Annotated in this window: 19 protein-coding genes and 1 tRNA gene; 6 read left to right on the top strand and 14 right to left on the bottom strand. The window is 65.2% G+C overall.

Annotated features, from left to right (window positions below; translation table 11 throughout):
- The first annotated feature begins 6 nt into the window (after positions 1-6).
- Complete coding sequence (locus tag AXYL_RS05745; RefSeq protein WP_013391849.1) at positions 7-1,638, top strand: thiamine pyrophosphate-binding protein; 1,632 nt, start codon at positions 7-9, stop codon at positions 1,636-1,638.
- A 62-nt stretch (positions 1,639-1,700) separates the two neighbouring features.
- Positions 1,701-2,702 (top strand): Bug family tripartite tricarboxylate transporter substrate binding protein, encoded by a 1,002-nt coding sequence (locus AXYL_RS05740; RefSeq protein ID WP_013391848.1) that lies wholly within the window; start codon positions 1,701-1,703, stop codon positions 2,700-2,702.
- Here the strand turns inward: AXYL_RS05740 and AXYL_RS05735 are convergent.
- Positions 2,699-3,664, bottom strand: coding sequence for a LysR family transcriptional regulator (locus AXYL_RS05735; protein WP_013391847.1), 966 nt, complete (start codon positions 3,662-3,664; stop codon positions 2,699-2,701). The two genes, AXYL_RS05740 and AXYL_RS05735, sit on opposite strands and share 4 nt — an antisense overlap.
- 119 nt (positions 3,665-3,783) lie before the next feature.
- On the opposite strand from AXYL_RS05735, the gene AXYL_RS05730 reads away from it, so the two are divergent.
- Entirely contained in the window at positions 3,784-5,313 is a 1,530-nt protein-coding gene (locus AXYL_RS05730) for a CoA-acylating methylmalonate-semialdehyde dehydrogenase (RefSeq protein ID WP_013391846.1), read from the top strand.
- 12 nt (positions 5,314-5,325) lie between these two features.
- On the opposite strand, the gene AXYL_RS05725 is transcribed toward AXYL_RS05730, so the two are convergent.
- From AXYL_RS05725 to AXYL_RS05680, 10 genes are all read right to left on the bottom strand, one after another.
- Positions 5,326-6,075, bottom strand: coding sequence for a sulfite exporter TauE/SafE family protein (locus AXYL_RS05725; protein WP_013391845.1), 750 nt, complete (start codon positions 6,073-6,075; stop codon positions 5,326-5,328).
- Positions 6,076-6,142: 67 nt separating this feature from the next.
- Positions 6,143-7,144, bottom strand: a complete 1,002-nt coding sequence (locus tag AXYL_RS05720; RefSeq protein WP_013391844.1) for a Bug family tripartite tricarboxylate transporter substrate binding protein — start codon at positions 7,142-7,144, stop codon at positions 6,143-6,145.
- A gap of 171 nt (positions 7,145-7,315) precedes the next feature.
- A complete protein-coding gene (locus AXYL_RS05715; RefSeq protein ID WP_013391843.1) occupies positions 7,316-8,221 on the bottom strand; it encodes a LysR substrate-binding domain-containing protein in 906 nt (301 codons plus the stop codon).
- Positions 8,222-8,275: 54 nt separating this feature from the next.
- Positions 8,276-9,109, bottom strand: coding sequence for an amidohydrolase family protein (locus tag AXYL_RS05710; protein WP_013391842.1), 834 nt, complete (start codon positions 9,107-9,109; stop codon positions 8,276-8,278).
- 51 nt (positions 9,110-9,160) lie between these two features.
- Positions 9,161-9,841, bottom strand: coding sequence for a fumarate hydratase C-terminal domain-containing protein (locus AXYL_RS05705; RefSeq protein WP_013391841.1), 681 nt, complete (start codon positions 9,839-9,841; stop codon positions 9,161-9,163).
- A complete protein-coding gene (locus AXYL_RS05700) occupies positions 9,835-10,770 on the bottom strand; it encodes a fumarate hydratase (RefSeq protein ID WP_013391840.1) in 936 nt (311 codons plus the stop codon). The genes AXYL_RS05705 and AXYL_RS05700 overlap by 7 nt, the downstream gene beginning before the upstream one ends.
- 13 nt (positions 10,771-10,783) lie before the next feature.
- A complete protein-coding gene (locus AXYL_RS05695) occupies positions 10,784-12,523 on the bottom strand; it encodes an L-aspartate oxidase (protein WP_013391839.1) in 1,740 nt (579 codons plus the stop codon).
- A 1-nt stretch (position 12,524) separates the two neighbouring features.
- The gene (locus AXYL_RS05690; RefSeq protein WP_013391838.1) at positions 12,525-12,869 is read right to left on the bottom strand and encodes a succinate dehydrogenase; all 345 of its coding nucleotides are present in this window, start codon (positions 12,867-12,869) and stop codon (positions 12,525-12,527) included.
- Positions 12,866-13,201, bottom strand: coding sequence for a succinate dehydrogenase membrane anchor (locus tag AXYL_RS05685; RefSeq protein ID WP_013391837.1), 336 nt, complete (start codon positions 13,199-13,201; stop codon positions 12,866-12,868). Before AXYL_RS05685 ends, AXYL_RS05690 begins: the two co-directional genes overlap by 4 nt.
- Position 13,202: 1 nt before the next feature.
- Positions 13,203-13,937 carry a succinate dehydrogenase/fumarate reductase iron-sulfur subunit gene (locus tag AXYL_RS05680; protein WP_013391836.1) on the bottom strand — a complete coding sequence of 245 codons (735 nt, stop codon included), beginning with the start codon at positions 13,935-13,937 and terminating at the stop codon, positions 13,203-13,205.
- A 331-nt stretch (positions 13,938-14,268) separates the two neighbouring features.
- On the opposite strand from AXYL_RS05680, the gene AXYL_RS05675 reads away from it, so the two are divergent.
- The 3 genes from AXYL_RS05675 to AXYL_RS05665 all read left to right on the top strand — a co-directional run bounded on the left by AXYL_RS05675 (position 14,269) and on the right by AXYL_RS05665 (position 17,100).
- Positions 14,269-14,344, top strand: a tRNA-Gly gene (locus AXYL_RS05675).
- A 227-nt stretch (positions 14,345-14,571) separates the two neighbouring features.
- On the top strand, positions 14,572-16,512 hold the full coding sequence (locus AXYL_RS05670) for a tyrosine-type recombinase/integrase (protein WP_193353245.1): 1,941 nt from the start codon (positions 14,572-14,574) through the stop codon (positions 16,510-16,512).
- A gap of 282 nt (positions 16,513-16,794) precedes the next feature.
- Positions 16,795-17,100, top strand: coding sequence for a LysR substrate-binding domain-containing protein (locus tag AXYL_RS05665; protein WP_071537155.1), 306 nt, complete (start codon positions 16,795-16,797; stop codon positions 17,098-17,100).
- A 160-nt stretch (positions 17,101-17,260) separates the two neighbouring features.
- On the opposite strand, the gene AXYL_RS05660 is transcribed toward AXYL_RS05665, so the two are convergent.
- The 3 genes from AXYL_RS05660 to AXYL_RS05650 are packed head-to-tail and all read right to left on the bottom strand — an operon-like array spanning position 17,261 to position 23,136.
- Complete coding sequence (locus AXYL_RS05660) at positions 17,261-20,377, bottom strand: efflux RND transporter permease subunit (RefSeq protein ID WP_013391833.1); 3,117 nt, start codon at positions 20,375-20,377, stop codon at positions 17,261-17,263.
- Complete coding sequence (locus tag AXYL_RS05655) at positions 20,374-21,885, bottom strand: efflux RND transporter periplasmic adaptor subunit (RefSeq protein WP_013391832.1); 1,512 nt, start codon at positions 21,883-21,885, stop codon at positions 20,374-20,376. The genes AXYL_RS05660 and AXYL_RS05655 overlap by 4 nt, the downstream gene beginning before the upstream one ends.
- 15 nt (positions 21,886-21,900) lie before the next feature.
- Complete coding sequence (locus AXYL_RS05650) at positions 21,901-23,136, bottom strand: TolC family protein (protein WP_013391831.1); 1,236 nt, start codon at positions 23,134-23,136, stop codon at positions 21,901-21,903.
- Positions 23,137-23,261: the final 125 nt, after the last annotated feature.

Here is a 23,261-nt window from a genome sequence, read left to right as displayed (position 1 = left end):
ACTCAGGTGCTTGGATCCCAGTTGATTATCCGTACGCTGCATCGCCTGGGCGTCAAGACCATCTTCAGCCTGTCCGGCAATCAGATCATGCCGCTCTACGATGCCTGTATCGACGCAGGCATCCGCATCATCCACGTGCGGCATGAGGCGGCCGCCGTCTTCATGGCGGACGCCTGGTCCCAGATCACCGGCGAACTCGGCGTCGCGATGCTGACTGCGGCGCCGGGCATCACCAACGGCCTGGCGCCGCTGTATTCCGCGTCGCAGGCGGAAAGCCCCATCCTGCTCATCTCCGGCGACTCCTCCGTTGCCGAGGACGGCATGGGCGCCTTCCAGGAACTGGACCAGGTCGGCATCACTCGTCCGCTGACCAAGCTTTCGCTGCGTCCGCGGACCGCGCAGGAACTCTACCCCGCGCTCGAAAGCGCGGTGGCGCAGGCGCTTGCGCCCCGGCGCGGGCCGGTGCATCTGGCCCTGCCCTTCGACCTGATGACCGCCGAGACCGGCTTGGCGGAGCTTCCCGCCGCAGCGCAGAGCCGCGAGGCCGTCCCAGCGGACGCAGCCGGCATGGAAAAGCTCGCCGCGCTGGTGAATACCGCGCAGCACCCCATGATGCTGGCCGGCCCCACAGGCGCGCGCGCCCACATGCGTGCCGTCCGCGAGATGCTGGAAGAAGCGCTTGCAATGCGCGTCATCCCCATGGAAAGCCCGCGCGGCCTGAAGGATCCTTCGCTCGGTTCCCTGGCCGCGCTCATGCCACAGGCGGACCTCATCGTGCTGGCAGGCAAGTCCCTGGACTTCACGCTGGGCTTCGGCGGCACGGGCGCGCTGGGCAAGACTGCCCAAGTCGTAGCGATCGACCCGGATCCCGCCATGCTGGAACGCGCGAGCCGCCTGTTGGGCGAACGACTGGCCCTGGCTTTACAGGGCGATCCCTATGCCGCACTGTCCGCGATGCGTGCCACACCAGCTCCGGCCGAGCGCCCCCCATGGCGCGCGCGCGTGGACGAAGCGCTGCGCAACCGGACCACACTGAATGCCGCCGCGTCCGCCGCCGGCGCATTGGGACCGCGCGCGCTTTGCGAGACGGTCCAGGCGTTTCTCGCCTCCGCCCCGAATCCCATCCTGGTCTGCGACGGCGGCGAGTTCGGCCAGTGGGCGCAGGCCTACTGCCAGGCGCCGGTGCGCATCATCAACGGCATGTCCGGCGCAATTGGCGCGGGCATCTGCTACGCGATCGCCGCCAAGATCGCGCAGCCCGATGCGACCGTGGTGGTCCTCATGGGCGATGGCACCGCAGGCTTCCACCTGATGGAGCTGGACACGGCGGTGCGCGAACAGGCCGCGATCATCGCCGTGATCGGCAACGACCTGCGCTGGAACGCGGAACATCTGATCCAGATGCGCACCTATGGTCCGAACAGGCTGATCGGCTGCGAACTTGCGCCGACTGCGCGCTACCACGACGTCGCCGCAGCGCTCGGCGGGGCAGGCTTTGCCGCGCAGGACAGCGACGGTCTGGCCACCGCGCTGGGCATGGCGGCGAACAGCGGGCTGCCCGCCTGCATCAACGTTTCCCTGGCGGGCGAGCCCGCCCCGGTTTTCAGCGCATCAACGCAGTCCGCGACCGGTCATTGACCTCGAGGCATCGAGCACAGCTGCAGTCCGGTTACGTCCCTTAGCACGACAGGAGACTTCCCATGATCAGCCCTACCGGCCGTTGGCCGGGCGCGTTCGCTCGCGCCGCGATTTGCATGCTTGCCACGCTTCCCGGCCTGGCGAACGCCCAGGCCTATCCCGCCAAACCGATCCAGCTCATCGTTCCGTTCAGCGCCGGCGGCGACGCCGACATGGCGGCCCGCAATCTGTCCGCGGCCGCGCAAGGCGTGCTCGGCCAGCCCATCGTCGTGGTCAACAAGGCCGGGGCGAACGGCGCTATCGGCTCGGCCGCCGTGAAGAACGCCGCCCCCGACGGCTACACGCTGCTGATGGGCCGGATAGGCTCCCAGGTCCTGTTGCCCGCGCTGCAGCCCAAGACCACGCCCTATACCTCGAAGGATTTCACCTTCATCGGCTTGCTGGAGTTGAATCCGGTGGTCTGTGTCGTCCACCCGGACAGTCCCTACAAGACGATCCGCGACCTGGCGCAGGCGATGAAGGCGCAGCCCGGCAAGCTCAACTACAGCCATTCCGGCCCGGCTACGGTGCAGAACCTCGCGCCCCAGCTGCTGCTGAGCAGCCTTGGCCTGAAGCCCGATGCCGTGGTCAGCGTGCCGTACAAGGGCGGCAATGAGGTCGCGCTGGCGGTCCTCAGCAAGGACGCCGACTTCGCCTGCAACAACCTGAGTTCAATGACAGGCATACTCGCCAGCGGCAAGCTGCGCGCCCTGCTGACGACCACGCCTGAACGCCTGACACAATTTCCCGACATACCGACCGCCCGCGAGCTGGGGCTGCCTCAGCTCGAAGCGGTCATAGGCTGGAGCGGACTGTTCGGGCCGCCCGACATGAATTCCGAGGCCGTGGCCAAATGGGCCGCCGTGCTCAAGCAGATCTCGCAGGATCCGAAATGGATCGCCGGCAACGCCAACTTCGGCGGCATCCCCCACGTCCTGTCGCCCGCCGAGACGGAAAGGTACGTCAACCAGGGCGCCGCGATCTACGCCGACCTGGTGGCCAAGGCCGGGCTGCAGGTCAATTAGCCTGCCTCGCTCCCCGCTCCTGGCGGCCCGCCTAGTCCAGCGGACGCCGGGATCGCCTCGCGCAGGTAACCGACGAACGAGGATACGGTCAGGGGCACGCGCGGCGTGTAGGGCCTGACCGCGTATAGCCGCTCCGCGTAGTCGCCCACCACCCGCCAGCCGTGCAGTACTTCGACCAGGGCTCCGCTGCGCAAGGCCTGGTTGGCGCTGAAATCCGGCAGCAGCGCGATTCCCAGGGATCCGGCCGCCACCTCTCTCAGCACTTCGCTGTTGTTGGCCGTGAAGCTGCCGCGCACCGGCACCGCCACGCGCTTGTCCCCGTCACGCGACTCGAACGACCACGTGGCGCTGCCGCTGCGCCGCAGGTAATGCAGGCAATTGTGGGCCGCCAGATCCATTGGTATCTTCGGCGTGCCGTTCCGCGCCAGGTATTCCGGGGTGGCAACCAGTACGGAGCGCGTCTCGCAGATGACCGAGGCAACATGCGTGTCCGGCACGCCGGCCACGTGCCGGATCGCCAGGTCGAAACCTTCGGTCGCCAGGGACGCCAGATGGTCGCTGAGTTCCAGCTGGATCCGCACGTCGGGAAAGCGCTTCAGGAATTCCGGTATCAGCGGCGCAATGACCTGACGCCCCAGGGCCACGGGCGCGGTCACGGACAGCACGCCGCGCGGCCCCTCGGACAGATCCCGCACGGCCGAGAAGCCTTCCTCGATGCGCAGGAAAGCCGCCGCGGTCTGGTCGACCAGGCTCTGCCCCGCCTCGGTCAGGCCGACGCTGCGGGTGGTGCGGCGCACCAGGGGCACTCCAGCCGCCTGCTCCAGCTCCACGATGCGCTGGCTCACCGAGGCCTTGCTGATCTGCAGGCGGCGCGCGGCCGCCGTGTAGCTGCCGGTATCGGCCAGCACCCCAAGGCAATGAATATGCGACCACAGATCTTCCAGACGCCTGGTTTTCGTCATGCCCTGCTCCATTGTTCGAAATGCCAAACACTGATTCCAGCCCTCTGGTCTCGACGGCCGCGCGCCTATGCGCGACATTGCCAGTTCCAGAACACCATGCTCAAGCCCAGGAGTCAGCCATGACCGCAAGCAATGCCAGCGCCCAATCCCGCGATGCCGGACACTATATCGGCGGCAGCCTCGTCGAGGGGACAGGCAACCGCCAGCCCGTCTACAACCCGGCCACGGGCGTCGTCGCCAAGCAAGTGGCCCTGGCCACGCCAGACGAGGTGAACCGTGCCGTTGCCAGCGCCCGGGCGGCATTTCCGCAATGGGCGGACACTCCTCCTATCCGCCGCGCCCGCGTGCTGTTCAGGTTTCTTGAACTGATGAACAAGCATCGCGACGAACTGGCCCACCTGATCACCGCCGAGCATGGCAAGGTTTTCAGCGATGCGCAAGGCGAAGTCACCCGCGGCATCGACATCGTGGAGTTCGCTTGCGGCGTCCCCCAGCTCCTGAAAGGCGCCCACACGGAGCAGGTTTCCACCGGTATCGACAACTGGACGCTGCGCCAGCCGCTGGGCGTGGTGGCGGGCATCACGCCGTTCAACTTCCCGGTGATGGTGCCCATGTGGATGTTCCCCGTGGCCATCGCGGCGGGCAATACCTTCGTGCTCAAGCCCAGCCCCACCGATCCCAGCGCCTCCCTGCGCATCGCCGAGCTGCTGAGCGAGGCCGGTCTGCCCGACGGCGTGTTCAACGTGGTGCAGGGCGACAAGGTGGCGGTGGACGCGCTGCTGGAACACCCGGACGTGAAGGCGATCAGCTTCGTGGGCTCCACGCCTATCGCCAACTACATCTACGAGACCGGCGCCCGCCATGGCAAGCGCGTGCAGGCCCTGGGCGGCGCCAAGAATCATATGGTCGTGATGCCGGACGCCGACATCGACCAGGCGGTCGATGCCCTGGTCGGCGCCGGCTACGGCTCGGCCGGCGAGCGCTGCATGGCGATCAGCGTGGCGGTGCTGGTGGGCGACGTGGCCGACCGGTTGCTGCCCCGGTTGATCGAGCGCACCAGGACGCTGAAGGTGCTGGACGGCGAGAACCCCGCGGCCGAGATGGGTCCCATCGTGACCCGGGCCGCTCACGAACGCATCAGCGGCTACATCGACCTAGGCGTGCAGGAAGGCGCGCAATTGCTGGTGGACGGCCGCGTTTTCCAGGGCTCGCAAGCGGGCGCAGGCTGCGGCGACGGCTTCTGGATGGGCGGCACGCTGTTCGACCACGTCACGCCCGACATGCGTATCTACAAGGAAGAAATCTTCGGCCCGGTGCTGGGCTGCGTGCGCGTGAAGGACCTGAAAGAGGCAGTGGATCTCATCAACGCCCACGAATTCGGCAACGGCGTGGCCTGCTTCACCCGCGACGGCAACGTCGCGCGCGAGTTCGGCCGGCGCATCGAAGTCGGCATGGTGGGCATCAATGTGCCCATTCCTGTGCCCATGGCCTGGCATGGATTCGGCGGCTGGAAGCGCAGCCTGTTCGGCGACATGCACGCCTATGGCGAGGAAGGCGTGCGCTTCTACACCCGGCAGAAGTCCATCATGCAGCGCTGGCCGGAGAGCATCGGCAAGGGCGCCGAGTTCGCCATGCCGACGGCCAAGTAGCAGGCGTCCGCATCACGAAGGCGAGACCCAGCCGCGATAGATGGCGCCCGCGCCAGCTATCGCGAGTAAGAGAAAGATGGCCCGCTTCAGCAGTTCCGGAGACACCCGGGCTCTGAGGCGGGAACCGCCATAAAGGCCGATCAGGGCTACCGGCAGCAGTACGGCGGCGGCAGACAGGATTTCCGGCTGCGCGTACAGTCCGGCGGCGCCGAACGCCGCCGCCCGGATGAGGCCGCTGGCCAGGATGACCACCGAGATCGTGGCGCGGAACTGATCCAGCGCGTCCAGCCGGCGCGACAGATAGATGGTGTAGATAGGCCCCCCGGTCCCGAACAGCGCGCTGAAGATGCCGCCGAACACGCCGAACGGCAACGCCCAAAAAGTGTTCAACGGCGCCGCCGCCTTCGCCCGCGCGCCGCGCAGGCCCTTGATGCACACGGCCAGCACGAAGCTGCCCAGCAGTATCAAGGGCCAGCGGGCGCCGGCGTTGTGCAGCAGCGTGACGCCCAGGCCTATCCCTAGCAGCAGCCAGGGAAACAGCCGCTTGAGCTCGACCAGGGACACCCGCCGCCAGTTGCTGCCGCCCACCAGCGCGGTGCAGGCCAGGTCGAACAGCACCACCAGCGGCACCGCAAACTGCAGCGGCATGAACTGGACCAGGACCGGCACGGCCACCATGGCCGCGCCGAATCCTGTCATCCCGAAGACGACGTAGGCGGCCAAGACGACGGGAGCGGCGACAACAAGGGAATCGGGCGGCATGATGCGTGCAAGGTGAGCATGAAAAATAAGGGCGAGCCAGTGAACGCCACAGGCCCGCAACGTAGCCTCAGCTGGCGGTGATCTTCTTTTTCTCCACCAGCGCCTTCCACTTGGCCGACTCCCTGGCGATCTCGTCCCTGAGCTGGGCGGGCGGCACTATGGTCGCGGACATGCCCTGGTCAGCCAGATAGCGCTGCATGTTCGGCTGTTCGACCGCCGTCCTGGCATCGGCCAGCAGCCGGTCGACGGACGTCTGTGGCGTGCCTGCCGGCGCCAGCAACGCGAACCAGCCAGTGAACTCGAAACCCGGCACGCCGTCCTCCGCCGTGGTGGGCACGTCCGGCAGCAGCGCTGAGCGCTCCTTTCCCGTCACCGAAAGCGCCCGCAGGCGCCCGCCCTTGAGCAGGGGCACGATGGCATTGATGTTGCCCACGGCGACTTCGATCACGCCTGCCATCAGATCCGTGTAGGCCGGGCCTTCGCCCTTGTAGGGGACGTGCATGAGCTCGATCCCGGCCGCGTCGCTGAAGGCTTCCCCCGCCATATGCGTCTGGCTGCCCACGCCCGCGGACGAAAAGCTGAGCTTGCCCGGCCTGGCGCGGGCGTATTCGATAAGCTCCCGCGTGTTCTTGACGGGCAGATTGGCATTGACCGTGAGCACCATGGGTCCGTTGGCCACCTTGCCGATAGGGCTGAAGTCAGCCAGCGAGTAAGGCAGCTTGCTGTAGATGAACTGGTTGACCGTGAACATGCTGCCCGATGCGAGCAACAGCGTGTAGCCGTCCGCCGGCGCGCTGGCGACAGCCTGCGCACCCACGCTGCCGCCGGCGCCCGCCCGGTTCTCGACGATCACGCTTTGCTTCAGGCCCTTGCCCAGTTCGGCCGCCAGCGCGCGGCCCAGCAAGTCGGTGGCGCCGCCCGCCGAAAACGGAACGACCATGCGTATGACCTTGTCAGATGGCCATTCGGCTCGCGCCGGCAGGGCCAGAAACGGCGTAAGCGCGAGGCCACAGCCCAGCGTCTTGACGATGCGGCGGCGGGCGTTATTGGGTTGAAATTCGTCTTTCATGGTTTTGTCTCCTTCAGTTCGCGGGACGGCGAAGCCTGCCGGTTCTCGGCCGGCTGACGATTCGCCAGGCAGCAACTGACCCTCGGGCCGATGGCTCGATTTTTTTGGGGCGTTGCGGTGTTTTTCTGCGGACTACTAGGCTGCTGAACTACAGAACTACCAGACTAAGAACTACTGGCCGGGACCGGCCTGCTCCGTGCCGTCGCGCTGGCCGGCGCAGACTGACTTCAATGCATCGAGCAACAACTGCGTAAGATGGGCTCGCGGGTTCTCCTTCGGCGCCAGGATGCCCAGCCGGCGCGTGACCGTCGGCGAGCCGAACGGAATAACGCGGATGCCCGGCGGAAACTCGTTCCTGCCGCGGCAGGCCGGCACCACCGAGGCGCCCAGGCCATTGGCCACCATGGCGATCACGCCCTCCAGGTTGTCGATCTCCATGGCCGAACGCACCGTGATGCGCCTGCGCACCATCTCTTCCTGCACCAGATGCCCCACGCGCGCCGAGCGGTTGAAGCGGACATAAGGGTTCTGCTCCAGGATCTCCTGGTCGCTGGCGCCCTTTACCGAACGGTGCGCGATGACGACCAGCTGTTCCTCCACGAACGGCAGGAAATCCAGCCCCGAGCGCGGCGCATCGGGTTCGGTCACGATCGCCACGTCCAGCTGGCGGTGGTAGATGGCACGTTCCAGGTCATGCGTAAGCCCGGTGGTGACGTGGACTTCCAGTCCATGCCCCTGCTTCTGCAAGTGGCGCAGGGCCAGCGGCAGCACGCCCGACACACAGGTATGGACGCTGCCCAGCCTGAGCAATCCCGAGGAGGTGCCCTTCTTCAGCGCGGCGCTCATGCTTTCCCAGTGGGCGATCAGGTCGCGCGCCCGGTGCACCAGCGCCAGGCCCGTGTCCGTGAGGATCGGCGGACGCCGGCTGCGATCGAAGATCGTGATGCCAAGTTCATCCTCGAGCGCGCGGACCTGCATGCTCACCGCAGACAGCGACAAGCCGATGGTATTGCCGGCCTCGGCGAAGCTGCCGTGGTCTGCAATCGCGATCAGCGTGTAGAGCGTCCGGATGTCCATGCAAGGGGGGTTCCTGGTGTAGGCGAGCGTTATGGGAAGGAGGAGTATGCCGCGTCAGATGCCTAGCAGCCGCCGCGCATTGCCCCCCATGACTTTCCTGAGATTATCTTCCCGGATCGGCAAGGTCTCGAACCATTCTTTGTACCCCTGCACGGGACAAAACGGGAACGAGCTGGCGTAGAGCATCCTGTCCGCAAGAAAGCCGTCGGCCGCCTTCACATACTCCTCCCAACCCGGCATGCGGGAAAAATACATATCGGGCGACAGCCACAGATTCTGCCGCCGGAATGCCAGATGCAGGATCTCGTTGACCCAGGGCCACCCGCCATGCGCGACCACGACGTTCAGGCCGGGGAAATCCGCCAGCACCCGGTCGGTCCGTATCGGGTCCGAATAGCTCAGGTCGGGGCCCGCCGTGCCTCCGACCATCATGATCACCGGAACGCTCAGGTCCTCGCAATGGCCGTAGATCGGATAGAGCCGCCGGTCGTCGGCGTACATCGGCACCGGGTAGGAACCGGGCTCGATATTGATCAGCTTGAAGCCGTCCTCGACCGCCTGACTGATGGTCTGGCATGCGCGCCGCCTGTCGGTGGGGTCGATGGAGGCGGCGCCGATGAAGCGGCCCGGGTGCTCGGCGACGATGCCGCGCACATCCTCGTTGGATACGCTGCCCAGCACGCCTGCCAGGCGTCCCACGACCACGCCGCGGTCTATCCTCGCCGCGTCCATCTCCTTGAGCAACAGCGCCATCGACTGCTGCTGCGCCGCAGCCGAGGGCTCGAAGCCCACCGTCCGGGTAAAGCCGTCGCGGCGTTCTCCCGCCGAGTACATCAGCGTGTCCAGAAAGCCGCCCACGGGCGGCCGCAGCCTAAAGTCGATGATCATCAAAGTATCCCTGTCAGGTGCACGGTTGCCGGGTCTGGCGCGCTGCCGCGCCTACATCACTTCATCCTTGCGGTCGTCCGTCTCGCCATAGCGGTGCAGAGCGGGCGGCTTCAAGCCGGCATAAAGCTTCTCGATGCCCGCATTGATGACTTCGGCGTGCTGGGCAAAGAGCGAGTTGCCCTCGAGGTCGCTCTCGACGATGAAGGGCCCGAAGTTCTCGACCTCGAACAGCCACATCGCCTGCGCGATCCCCAACTCATCCAGCCAATGCACTTCGCGCACCCGCTTGATGCCGCGGCCCAGCAAGGCGCCGGTGCCATAACCCACGGTGGTCAGGTAGATCGCGCCGCCCGGCGCCAGCACCTGCTTGTAGTCGTCGGCGGGCATGCCGCCCTTGCCAATCAGGATGCGGCAGCCGGTCTCCTCCAGCCAGCGGGGTATCCACTTGGAGAAGCGGAACGAAGCCGTGGCGGTGACGGCGCCCACGTTGTAGCCGCCGTGGCCGTCCGGCGCCGCGGCCGGCGAGCAATGGAAGTTGACGTTGCTGAGGGAGCGCAGGTCCACCGGCAGCGGCAGGCCCTGGTCCAGCACCTTCTTGTAGACGCCTTCGCGGGCCGTGTAGACCACGCCATTCAGATACACGGCCGCGCCGAGTTCGAGCTTGGCGAGGTCCTCGCGCTTGGCGGGCAGGTCCAGGTGAAAGACCTTGATGTCGTCGTCGTTGCTTACCATTCGACCGTCTCCCGGCGCAGGTAGGGCGTGAACCACTGGGGATCGGTGCGGTACTCGATCTTCCCGTTGGCATGGATCCGCGCGGTGGCGCGGCGCGAAGACAGGCAAAAGGTGTGCAGGCTGATGGGCATGCCTCCGGTATGGGTGTAGCCGCACTCGATATGGCAGTCGACCACCATGCCGGAACCGACGAAGCCCATGGCGCCCATGCCGATGGAATTTCCCAGCTGCATCAGCTCGAGTTCCAGTTCCGCCACCTTGGGGTCCGGGTTGCGGTCCCCTACCGTGCGCAGACAGGCGGCCTGTTTGCCCAGCTGCATGCAGGTGTCCTTGGAGCCGCCCAGCCCGATGCCGACGATGGCCGGCTGACAGGCCAGCCCGCGCTTGCCGAAGGCGATCAACGTGTCCAGCACGAAGCGCTTGATGCCGTCTATGCCATCGCCGGGAAACAGCATGCGGTAGTCGGTGCCGAACAGGCCGCCCTTGTGCACGGTCGTGATTTCGATCCAGTCGGTATCGGGCTCGAACGACCATTCGACCTCGGGCGCGTTGATGCCGACGTTGTTGTTGTGGTCGGTGCGCCAGAGCGGATGCACGCGGTTGGGCCGCAGCGGAATGCTGAGCGTGGCCTCGGCCGTGGCGTGGCGCAGCGCGCGCTCCACCGCGACGAAGCCGCTGTCGACCGAGGCGTTGTTGCCCACCTTGACGTAGTAGCGCGGCAGGCCGGTGTCGGCGCACATGGGCCGCCGGTCCTGGTCGGCGGCCTCCCAGTTGTCCACCATGGCATGGATGACGAAGCGCGGCAGCTTGCCGGTTTCCTTCTTCTGCAGTTCCTGGATGCCTTGCTTGTAGTCGGCCGGAATCTCGATGGCCGCGCGGCGCATGATCTCCAGCGCCGCCTCTTCAACTTTCTGTACAGGGATGCTCATGGTGGGATGTGCCTTAGTTCTGGGGAATGCCCGCCTCGCCCTCGATGAGCGATTCGCCGGGTTTTACGATGTCGAAGGAAACCGGAACCATCTCCAGCGCCACCTCGCCGTCCTGCGCGCTCACGCGCGTGTAGCGGCTGGTGTGCAGATCTCCGGCTTCAGGAAAGTCCTCGCGGTAATGTGCGCCGCGGCTGTTCTCGCGCGCCAGCGCCGAGACCGTGATGACCTTGGAAATGTCGACCAGGCTTTCCATATTGAGCCAGTCGTGCCAGGTGAGGTTGTAGCGGCGGTCGCCGTCCGCCACGCCAATGTCGCGCAAGGCGGCGCGGTGGCCGGCGATGGCGTCCAGGCCATGCTCCATAGCCTCGCGGCGGCGCAGCACGCCGACGTCGTCCCACATGGTTTGCGAAAGCGCGTCGCGCAACTCGTGGATGCGCCCAGTTGGCCGGGAAAACGGGAACTCGGCGCGCTCGATGCCGCGCGCGATGATGCGCGGGTCCGGGTCGCGCCACTGGCCGGACTTGGCGACATAGGCCGCCATCGCGTCGCCCGCGATGCCGCCGAACACCGTGGAATTGGCCACGCCGTTTCCGCCCAGGCGATTGGCGCCGTGCACTCCACCGCAGTCCTCGCCCGCCGCGTACAGCCCCGGCGAGGCCGTCGAGCCGTCCACGTTGAATTCGACGCCGCCCATCAGGTAATGGGCGGTCGGCACCACCTCTACCTTGCCGCCCGCCAGGTCAAAGCCGCAATCCTTGCAGCGGTTGACCATGCCGGGAAAGGTCTTGGCCACCTTGTCCGGACCCAGATGACTCATCTGGATATAGACCCCGCCCATCGGGCCCGTGCGCCCGGCGCGCATTTCGGCGTAGATGCCGCGGCTGACCACGTCGCGCGTGGCGCGTTCGCCGCGCTTGTCGTAGTTGGCCATGAAGCGCTCGCCGTCGCCGTTGAGCAGATAGCCGCCCGCCCCGCGCAGCCCTTCCTCCAACACCGTTCCGGTCATGCGCGTATCCGGCCCGCCCAGCAGGCCCGTGGGATGGAACTGCACCATCTCCATGTCCCGCAGCTTCAAGCCGTAGCGCAAGGCCATGGCCAATCCGTCACAGGTCTTGTCGCCGGAGGGCGTGTGATAGCGGTACATCGTCGGCCCGGCCCCGGTGGCCAGCAGCACGGCCTTGGCCTGGATGAACCGATAGGCGCCGGTCCGCATGTCGATGAACAATACGCCCGAGATGCCGGAGCCGTCGGCGGCCGGAATCAGCTCGATGGCGCGATGCTCTTCCAATTCATCGACGTCCAGCGCCCGCACCTGCTCCATCAAGCGGTTGATGATCTCGATGCCGGTCAAATCGGCCTTGTGCACGGTGCGGTCGAAGCTCTGGCCGGCGAACGCCTTGGAATGCAGCGTGCCATCGGGATTGCGGTCGAAGAAACAGCCGATCTCGTTCTCCAGCTCGCGCACCCGTTCGACGGCGCCTTCGACCAGGCGCCACGCCAGGTCCTGGCGCGGCAGCCACTTGCCGCCCTCGATGGTGTCCATGAAGTGGCGCTCCACCGAGTCGCCAGCGGCCAGCGCGACGTTGTAGCCGCCCTGGACCATGCGGGTACAGCCGCACTTGCCCAGCAGGCCTTTCACCGTCACCGTCACCTGCAGCGACGGATTTGCCTTCTTGGCGTGCAGCGCCGCGAACAGGCCCGCGCCCCCGGTGCCCAGCACCAGAATGTCCGTCTTGATGTTCTCGATCCGCATCTCAGATCACTCCCGCGATGAAAACCAGGCCCGTCGCCATGGAGACCGCAAAGCCCCACCCGATCCAGGCGACGCGCGCATCCCGCGGCGACTTCCAGGGCAACAGCTCCAGCGCTAGCAGGCGCAGCCCGAAAAACATGTGCAGGGTCAGCAGCAGCACCAGCCCCCATTCGCCGAACTTCATCGCCGGCATGTCGGCAAGCTTGAGGAATCCGTCCAGCCGCGCCTGGTCCAGCGCCATCGCCAGCACGTAGAAGTGGGCGGGCAGGAACAGGGCCAGCGCCAGGCCGGAGAGGCGATGCCCGAGGAAGGCCCAGTAGGCCTGATGGTTGCGCGCGGATCTCATGGCATCAGCCCTCCCACCGCCGCGACGGCGCGCACGCCCAGGATGAGCAGTCCCAAACCGAACGCCAGCCCGACCACGGACGCGGCGCCGCGGCCCAGCCGCAGCCACTCGATCAGGATGTTGCGCACGCCGATCGGCACGTGGACCGACACGCTCAGCACGAACAGGCCGTAGAAGACGATCCAGAACCAGTTGCCCTGCGTGCGCGAGAGAATCTCGCCCGCGGTCAGCCCGCCACGCACCGCGTAGATGACCAGGCCCACGTGCACCAGGACAAACGGCGCCATCACCATCGCCGTCAGGCGCTGGAGCGCGAAAAGACGAGCTTCCATGTCAGCCCCCCTTGAGCAGGCTGAAGATGGCGCTGCGCTTCAATCCCGCAATGCTGCCCGTGGGGCTGAGGCTTACCGGACAGTGCTTCATGCAGCTGCCCTGGGTATGACAGGAGTTGCAGCCGCTGCCGGAGGTGGCCTTGCGCAGCACGTCCTTGGGGTCTGCGTGCCGTTCGTCGTTGAACAGCGTCCACGCCCGGTTCAGGGCGGCCGGGCCCAGGTAGTCCTTATCCCAGGACACCACGTCACAGGCCGCGTAGCACACGCCGCAGTTGATGCACTCGATGGCGGCGTCGGCCTGCTTGCGCTTCTTGCTCTGAGGCGACACCAGTGCCGGCGGATCATTGCGCGTGGCCGTGCCGACGAAGGTATTGCCGGCGCGCGCCCACTTCTGAAAGAACTCGCTCATGTCGACGACCAGATCCTTGATCCGCGGCATGTTGCGCAAGGGTTCGATCACGATCACGCCCCCCTCTTCCACCCGGCTGACGTGGGTGCGGCAGGTCCAGCGGGGCTTGCCGTTGACCGTCATGGCACAGGACCCGCAGACGCCGACGCGACAGGCGTAGCGGTACGAAAGGTTCGGCTCCTGGGTGCGCTGCACTTCGGTCACCACATCCAGAACCGTCTGGTTCTCGCGCCACGGCACCGAATAAGTGGAATAGCTTCCGTCCTCGGTTCCCCGCGAGATGCGGACCGTGAGTTGTCTCTGATTCGTGGAGTTCTTGGTATCCATTTTCCGCCCTCGGACGACACCTTGCGTCCATGAACAGAATTCTGGATCTCGCGTATGAGTGAAGCAACATGGATTTGGTTGATATTTTTTGAAGTTATTTTCGGCCCGCCCAGAGGGTGCGCCGTGCGATCCGGCGACTGCCGCGCCGCGGCATCTTCAATGGATGGCGATCACTGGACGCAACAGGACCGCTGTCGGGCAGGAACCGAGGCAGGTGGGCAGGGCTCAATCGCCCTAAGAAGCATCTTTTGAAAAATTCGGTATACTTCGCCCTCGCTTGCCGGCACAGTCCCAGATCGCAACGATCGCGGATCGCGCAAGGCACGCAAATGCGGGAGTAGCTCAGTTGGTAGAGCGCAACCTTGCCAAGGTTGAGGTCGCGAGTTCGAGACTCGTCTCCCGCTCCAATTTATGATCTACAGACTTCCACTGACGTCTGTAAGTCATTGAAAAGAGGAGCTTCGGCTCCTTTTTTCATTCCAGCGAAAGCCACGGAAGTCCACTGACAGCCACCATTTTTGAGGCCAAAAACAAGGCCAAAGAATGCGGGTCGTGCCGGTTCCGGGTTGTTGCTGGGGTTGGATCGGGATGACAAGCAGCATCGGGCCTAAGTCCAAGACTTAGGAGCTTGATGATGACACTCTCTGATCTGACCGTGCGGCAAGCCAAGGCCGCCGAGAAAACCTACAGCATCCCCGACACCGATGGCCTCGGCCTGGTGGTCGCCCGCACCGGCGGCAAGTCGTGGCATTTGCGCTATTACTGGCTCGGCAAGCAAAAGCGCATCTCCCTGGGGAACTACCCCGAGATCGGTTTGCGCGAAGCGCGCACCTTGCGCGACGAAGCCCGGGCGCTTCTGGCAAAGGGCGTCAACCCCCATACCGATCGGAAACAGAAGCGACACGCGGTCAAGCTTGCGGCCGACTACACCTTCAAGGCCGTCTTCGATGCGTGGGTCGAGCATCGCCGCAAGGAAATCAAGGAGGGCAGGAACAGCACGCTGTCGCAGATCCTGCGGATCTTCAACAAGGACGTGCTGCCTAGCCTCAAGCAGATGTCGATCTACGACATTCGCCGGCCCCAACTCCTGGGCGTCCTGGCGAGGATCGAGGAGCGCAAGGCGTTCACCACTGCCGAGAAGGTCCGCACCTGGCTGGGGCAGTTGTTCCGCTATGCCCTCGTCATCGTGGAGGGGCTGGAAGCCAATCCGGCCTCCGACCTGGACGTGGTGGCCGAGCCCAAGCCCCCGGTGAACCACAACCCCTACCTGCATCTTCCGGAGCTTCCCGATTTCCTGCACAAGCTCAGGCTCTACAACCCTCGTGGTTGGCAGACCCAACTGGGCATCCGGCTGCTGTTCCTGACCGGCGTGCGTACCGGCGAGCTGCGGCTGGCGACCCCGGACCAGTTCGATCTCGACCGTGGCCTGTGGATCATCCCGCCGCAGATCGTCAAGCAACTCCAGGACGAGATGCGCAAGGCCGGCAAGCGCCCGCAGGACGTTCCGCCCTACATCGTGCCGTTGTCCGTGCAGGCCATCGAGATCGTGCGCTACCTGTTGGGTGTGATGAAGCCGGCCCAGGTCCATCTGCTCACGCACCGCAGCGAACTCAAGAAGCGCATCAGCGAGAACACCCTCAACGCGGCCTTGAAACGAATGGGCTACGAGGATCAACTGACCGGGCACGGCATCCGCGGAACCATCTCGACGGCGCTCAACGAGATCGGCTATCCCAAGATTTGGGTGGACGCGCAGCTTTCGCACTCGGACCCGAACAAGGTGAGTTCGGCCTACAACCACGCCAAGTATGTTGAGCCGCGCCGTCGGATGATGCAGGACTGGGCGGATCGCCTCGACTTACTCGAACAGGGCCAGGTCGAAGCGGCCAGCGCCCACCTCACCATCCATATCGAGGGCGTGCCAGCCATCGCAGGGGAGGACAACCCCGACGCCATCGTTGCAGGCACTTCTGCGGCTTCGGCTCCGCCCGTGGTGGTCACCCCCATTGTCGTGACGCCAAACGACGCGGGAATCACCTTCCAGCGGCTGTCGCAGGTGCCACCGCCCCCGACGCGTGCGCCGGCGCCGGCGCCGGAAGTATCCGCCATCCAGCGCGAGCGCGAGGAAATGCTCGCCATCTACGAATCGCCGAGCAGTTTGCCGGTTCCGCTGTTCGGTAAGCTGGCCGGAAAGTCCAAGGACCAGATAAACCGCGAGCTGAAGGCGGGCAAACTGCTGTCCATCAGCTTGGGCAATCGCGGGCAACGTGTGCCCGACTGGCAACTGGTGCCGCTCAAGCACAAACTGGCCCAGGTGCTCATGAACCAGTGTCCGCACGCGGATTCGTGGGACTTGTACCGGATGCTGACCCGCGTACACCCGGATCTGGGTGATCGCGCGGCCATCGACATCGTGACACCCGGAAATTTGGGCATGGTCGTGCGGGTCATCGCGGGCACCCAGCAGCAGCCAAACAGGCCCGGACCTGATTCGTCTGCGCAAGGTATTCCAGAGGAGATTCGCCAGCGCATTCAACGGTTGCTAAATGATGCGGCAATGCTCGAAAGTGCCTGACGCTGGCCGACGGCCAAAGATGGATGCTTTGGCCGTCGGAAGTGAGCTACAGGATGCGGGCCTTTGCAGTCCGCAGCGCATACGGCGCGGCGCGATGAGGCGTGCGGCCATCCTGAAGGCCATAGCCTTCTGAGCGCCTACAACCGGACTGAGTCAGCCCCTACGTCGTCCCAGAATGTAGTGGTCGTATTAGTGAGCGCGCCGCAGTAATTACCGAGAAGTAATGGGGTAAGGCATCGGGACTGCATCACTGGTCCTCGGGGACGGCAGAGACCCACTTGGTTGCTCCGCGTATCGGACCAGCGCGTACGTCGGCAGGAAATCTATCCGCGCCATGAATTCAGTGATGGTGAAGCAATGTTGGCGGCGGGTCTGGCCGGCTGCGGCATCATGCAGATGCCGACATGGCTGGTGGCCGAAGATATACGGCAGGGGCGCTTGATCCCCTTGCTGCCGGACTGGGCAGGTGGTGAGATGCCTATCCATGCAGTGTGGCCGCAATCGCGTTACCTGCAGCCCAAGGTTCGGGCTGTCATAGAAATGCTGACGATTCTGTCTGAACGGCCGGGGTCAGGTTTTGTTCCCTGATATGGCTCGTCACTGCCAAGCGGTTAGTCGTGCCTCCGCGCCTTCGGCCAGTTCTTACGCCGGCTAAAGCGCATGTGTCGAATGGTTATTCGCTCGGGTGCCGATAGGCCGCACCGGAAACGGCAGGGCCTTGGTTATGAGACCCTGCCGCGTTGCAACGTTAGCGCGGCTTACGCATCAGCATGTAGGCAGCCGGAATCACGAAGAGCGACAGCAACGGAGCGGTCACCATCCCTCCAAGCATCGGGGCTGCGATGCGGCTCATGACCTCCGAGCCCGTACCGCTGCTCCAGACAATGGGTACCAGGCCCGCCAGGATGACGGCGACGGTCATCGCCTTGGGCCGCACGCGCAGCACGGCACCCTCCCGGATCGCATCGAGCAGTTCTTCTCGCGTCGGGTCGCGTCCATCGGGGCAACGTTCCGCCAAGGCCTGCTTCAGATAGATGAGCATCACCACGCCGAACTCCGCCGCCACACCTGCCAGCGCGATGAATCCCACGCCGGTGGCGATGGACAGGTTGTAGTTCAGCAGGTACAGGAACCAGATGCCCCCCGTGAGCGCGAAGGGCAAGGTCGCCATGATCAAGCCCGCTTCGTCCACACGCGCGAAGGTCAGGTACAACAGAACGAAGATGATCAACAGGGTGGCAGGCACCACAACCTTCAGGCGTGCATTGGCCCGCTCCATGTATTCGAACTGCCCGGAGTAGGTGATGCTCACACCCGGCTCCAGCTTGACCTGCTGCCCGATGGCATCGCGCAGTTCGTTGGCCACCGAGGCTAGATCACGGCCGCGCACATCGACATAGACCCAACCGGAGGGCCGTGCGTTCTCGCTCTTGAGCATGGGCGGCCCATCGGTGATCGCGATGCGTGCCACGGTCCCCAACGTGATCTGCTGACCCATCGGCGTGAAGATGGGTAGTTCTGCCAGCCGTTGTGGTGAATCACGCCATTCTCGCGCGTAGCGCAGATTGATCGGAAAGCGGGCAAGCCCCTCGACCGTTTCCGAGACGTTTTCGCCACCCACCGCGCCGGCGATGACGGCCTGGACATCGGCGATGTTCAGGCCGTAGCGACCGGCGGCTACGCGGTCGATCTGAACATCCACGTAGCGCCCGCCCGTCAAGCGCTCCGCGAGGGATGACGTCACGCCGGGAATGCCCTTGGCGACCTGCTCGACCTCTGCAGCGATGCGATCGATCACGCCCAGGTCGTTGCCGGTCACCTTCACCCCGATCGGGCTCTTGATGCCGGTAGCCAGCATGTCGATGCGATTGCGGATAGGGGGAATCCAGATATTGGACAGGCCCGGGATCTTCACGGCACGATCCAGCTCTTCCACGAGCTTCTCGGGCGTCATGCCTGGACGCCATTGTTCCCTGGGCTTGAGCTTCACCGTGGTCTCGAACATCTCAAGGGGCGCCGGATCGGTCGCAGTTTCGGCCCGTCCTGCCTTGCCGAACACCTTGTCCACTTCAGGTACGGTCTTGATCATGCGGTTGCTCAGCTGCAGCAACTCCGTGGCGCGCTGCGCCGAGAGTCCCGGCAGGGCCGAGGGCATGTAGAGCAGGTCCCCTTCGTCCAACCTCGGCAGAAACTCACCGCCGAGCCGCGCCAAGGGCCAGGCCGTGGTCGCCAAGGCCAGCACGGCGATCAGCAGCGTCGCCTTAGGCCGGCGCAGTACCCACTCCAGTGGCCGGTAGGCTGCAATCAGGATGCGGGTGATGGGGTTCTTCTGCTCATCCGGGATACGCCCGCGAATCCAGTAGCCCATGAGTACGGGAATCAGCGTCACTGACAGCCCTGCGGCCGCGGCCATCGCGTAGGTCTTGGTGAACGCCAGCGGGCCGAACAGCCGGCCTTCCTGCGCTTCTAGGGTGAAGACCGGGATGAACGAGAGCGTGATGATGAGCAGCGAGAAGAAGAGCGCAGGACCGACTTCCTCTGCGGCCTGTGTGATCACGTCCCACCGTTCCTTGCCCTGCAGTCGTTGATCCGGGTGCGCGTGCTGCCAAGCCTCCAGCTTCTTGTGGGCGTTCTCGATCATCACCACCGCTGCATCCACCATCGCCCCCACGGCGATGGCAATCCCCCCCAGCGACATGATGTTGGCGTTGATGCCCTGGTAGCGCATGACCAGGAACGCCGTCATCACGCCCAGAGGTAGCGAGATGATGGCCACCAGCGCAGAACGAAGATGCCAAAGGAACAGTGCGCAGACCAGCGCCACCACCAGAAACTCTTCGCCCAGCTTGGTCGTGAGATTGCGAATGGCCCGCTCGATCAGCGCGCTGCGGTCGTAGCTGGTGACGATCTCGACGCCCGGCGGCAGGCTGCCCTGCAGCTCCGCGAGCTTGGCCTTGACGGCAGCGATCGTCTCCTGGGCATTCTTGCCGGAGCGCAGCACCACCACGCCGCCGGCGACCTCGCCTTCTCCGTCGAGTTCGGCAATGCCACGCCGCATCTCCGGGCCTATCTGGAGCGTCGCCACATCCCCCAGCCGCACCGGCACACCGCCGCGTGCCGTCAAGGGGATCTCCCGGAACTCGTCCAGGGTCTTGAGGTATCCGCTCGCGCGGACCATGTACTCCGCGCCTGACAATTCCAGGACGGAGCCGCCGGTCTCCTGGTTGGCCCCCATCAGGGCATCGCGGACTTGAGCCTGACTGAGGCCATAGGACGCCAACTTGATCGGGTCGAGCACGACCTGGTACTGCTTGACCATGCCCCCCACCGATGCCACTTCGGCCACGTTGGGCAGGCTCTTGAGTTCGAACTTCAGGAACCAGTCCTGCAACGCACGCAGTTGCGCCAGATCGTTCTTGCCCGTGCGATCCACGAGCGCGTACTGGAAGATCCAGCCGACGCCTGTGGCGTCCGGACCCAGGGCCGGCTTCGCCGTGGCGGGCAATCGGCCCTGGACCTGGTTCAGGTATTCCAGTACCCGTGAGCGGGCCCAGTACAGGTCGGTTCCGTCCTCGAACAAGACATAGACGAACGAGTCGCCAAAGAACGAGAAGCCGCGCACGGTCTTGGCCCCTGGCACCGACAGCATGGTGGTGGCCAACGGGTAGGTGACCTGGTTCTCGACGATCTGCGGCGCCTGTCCTGGGTAGTTGGTGCGAATGATGACCTGCACGTCTGACAAGTCCGGCAGCGCATCCACGGGCGTGCTGCGAACGCCCCACACGCCCCATGCCGTGAGCATGGCGGTGGCCAGCAGCACCAGGAAGCGATTGGCCACCGACCATCGAATCAGTTTGGCGATCATGGCTGCACCTTTTCGATGGCGGTGATCACGTAGTCCTCACCTTGCTTGGAGAAGGTGAATCGCACCTGCTGCCGAACCGAAAGACCCGCGGCGAGCTGCGGGCTGCTCAGCTTGAAGCCCATGGTCATGGCCGGCCATTGGAGGGCTGGCACGGCCTCGTGCGCCAGCGTCAGCTCGGTGGGCGACATCTCCTCGATCACGCCGCGCACCACGAAAGCGTTGGTGGCCGCGGCCGGTGGCGACGAGGTGCCGTGCCCGTTGTGCGGCGATGCAGGCGCGGACGCCGCGGCACCTGCAGGCAGCACGCCCCGCAGGCTGGCTTCCGAATCGATCAGGAACTGCGCCGAGGCCACCACCTGCTGTCCCGCCGCGAGCCCGCCGTTGACCACCAGTTGATCGCCTACCTCCGCGCCCACCTGGACCTCCACGGGATGGAACTTGCCGGGTCCATCGACCACATAGGCCAGTGCGCGCTTGCCGGTGCGGATGACCGCCTCGCTGGGAACAAGCAGCGCGGGCTGTTCGTTGCCTTTGAGCGCGATCTGGCCGGACATGCCGGCCTTCAGGCGCTGGCCGGGATTGGCCATTTCAAGCCGCACTCGCACCGTACGGGTGTCGCGGTTGGCTTCGGGCAGGATGCTCACGATGCGCGCCTGGAGCACTTCACCGGGAAACGCCGCCAGCCGGACCTGCGCCGTTTGGCCGACCTGCAATGGCCCGCTTTGTGCTTCGGGGACAGCCGCTTCGATCCACACCGTGGCCAAGCCATTCACCCGGGCCAGGCTTTCCCCGGCGGAAACCGTCATGCCCTGACGCACCATCAGTTCGGCCACCAAGCCGCCTTGAGGTGTTGTGACCGTGTACAGCCCCTTGGGCTCGCCTGTGCGCTCCACCTGGGCGATCAGGGCTTGCGGCATGCCGAGCAGCAGCAGCCGTTGGCGGGCAGCTGCGGTCAACGGTGCGTCGCCCATCGCGCGAACCGAGAGAAACTCGCGCTGTGCGGCGATCCACTCCGGCAGCAATAGGTCAGGCAGCGGTGCCCCTGCTGCGATCACGTCGCCCGCAGCCCGTGCGTAGACACGCTCGACGAAGCCAGCGGTCCGCGCCTGCACGATGCTGACGTCGCGGTCGTTGAGCAGCACGGTGCCCACGACGTTCACATCTGCGCCGATCTTGCCTTGCACGACTTCGGTTGTACGCAGGCCCAGGGCTTGCACCGCTTGCGCCGACACGCTCAGGCCCGTGCTGTCCTGAGTGTCTTCATCTGCGTACTTCGGCATCAACGCCATGTCCATGTAGGGCGATTTGCCGGGCTTGTCGAACTTCTGGGCCGGCACCATCGGGTCGTACCAATACAGCACCTTGCGCTCGGTCGGAGCACTTGCAATGGTGGCAGCGGGGGAGCCGCTGAGGTGGCCGGCGCGCCATTGGGCGACGCTCCATCCAACGGCAATACCGGCAGCAATCAGCGTCAAGCCGGCAAGGATGTTTCTCGAAGAGGTGTTCATGGCGAGGGTCTCCACTCAGTCCGCGATCAGGCTGTTCAGTCGGGCGACGAGGCTGTCGCGCTGCGCTCCGAGGTCGATCAGACGCATGCGCGTCTCCAGTACCTGGGCGCGTGCACTGAGCACAGCGCTCAGGTCCCCCTTGGCGGATCGGTAGTTGCTCAACGCAAGCGCCGCTCGGTTCCGTACCAGCTGCAAGCCTGCGGTCTGCAGGCGGTCGATCTGGCTGTTCAACGCTTGGAGTTCGGCGGCGCTGTCGTCCAGCTCCTGCAAATGACGCCGCGCCACGTCTTCGCGTTCGGCGTCCAGACGCTCCAACTCGTGCCGTTTTGCCTCGATCATGGGCACTTGGCGTCGATCCTTCTGCCATGGCAGATCGAATGTCACCTGGAATGACACCATGTCGCCCCATCGGCGATCCCGCCGGCTATAGGCAATCTCCCAGGCCCAATCGCCGCGGGTCTCTGATTGGGCTTCGCGGGACTCGGCCCGGGCCATGCTTTGCATCGCCGGATAGAGTTCAAGCTCCGCGTGATTCGCCAGTTCTGTGCGCAGTTGCGCGACGGGGTGAGTGAGCGGGCCTGGATCGCCTTGCAGTGCTTCGTCGGCCCTGGAGCCCACCCAGCGCCGCAATGCGGCCCTGGCCTTGGCCCGGTCCCGCTGTAGATCGTCACGGCGGTCCGTGAGTGTCAGCGCCTCCTGTTGCGCGACCAACAGGTCGCCAGTCTGGGCCGTGCCGCCGGCGACGCGAGCGGGGAGACTGTCTTGCAGGCGCTGGTTCTCCGCGAGCAGTTCCGTCAGCAGTATCTCCCGTTGCTCCACCGCCTGCGCGGCGATCCACGCCAGGCTGAGTTCCTGGCGGATCTGCAATCGCTGCAAAACCAGCGCCGCGCGCTCTCGATCCACACGCGCCTGCGCACTGGCGACCTGGGCGTCGCGCTTGGCCCTGTTGGGCACTTCCTGCATGAGCGCCAGGCGCTGCATCGTCATGGATTCGCGCGTCATGCTCCAGCGATCCATGCCGCTGATGGGATAGTTTTCGATGCCGAGCGAGAGCTTGGGGTCGGGCAGCGAGCCTGCTGCCTTCTGCACGGATTCGGCGACGTTGACCTGCAACTGCTGCGCGCTTATGCGCGGGCTCTGCTGCTCCGCGATAAGGCGTGCCTCAGCAAAATCGAGGGCGTAGGCCACAGGCGAAACAAGCGCACTGCCTGCCAACGCGATGCTGATAGCTTTCAGACGATGCAATCGCATCGAGGCCGGCGTTGTGCCTCGGCCGTACGCTGACGGGCGCCCCTCGGGAAGGTCTGATCAAAGCGCTCTGATGCTTGGATTTCAGCGTCAAGGCGCCAAGTCGACCTCGATATGATGGATTTTGC

The organism is Achromobacter xylosoxidans A8, from assembly GCF_000165835.1.
Taxonomy (GTDB): Bacteria; Pseudomonadota; Gammaproteobacteria; order Burkholderiales; family Burkholderiaceae_B; genus Achromobacter; species Achromobacter xylosoxidans_B.
This window is presented reverse-complemented; position numbering and strand designations above follow the sequence as displayed.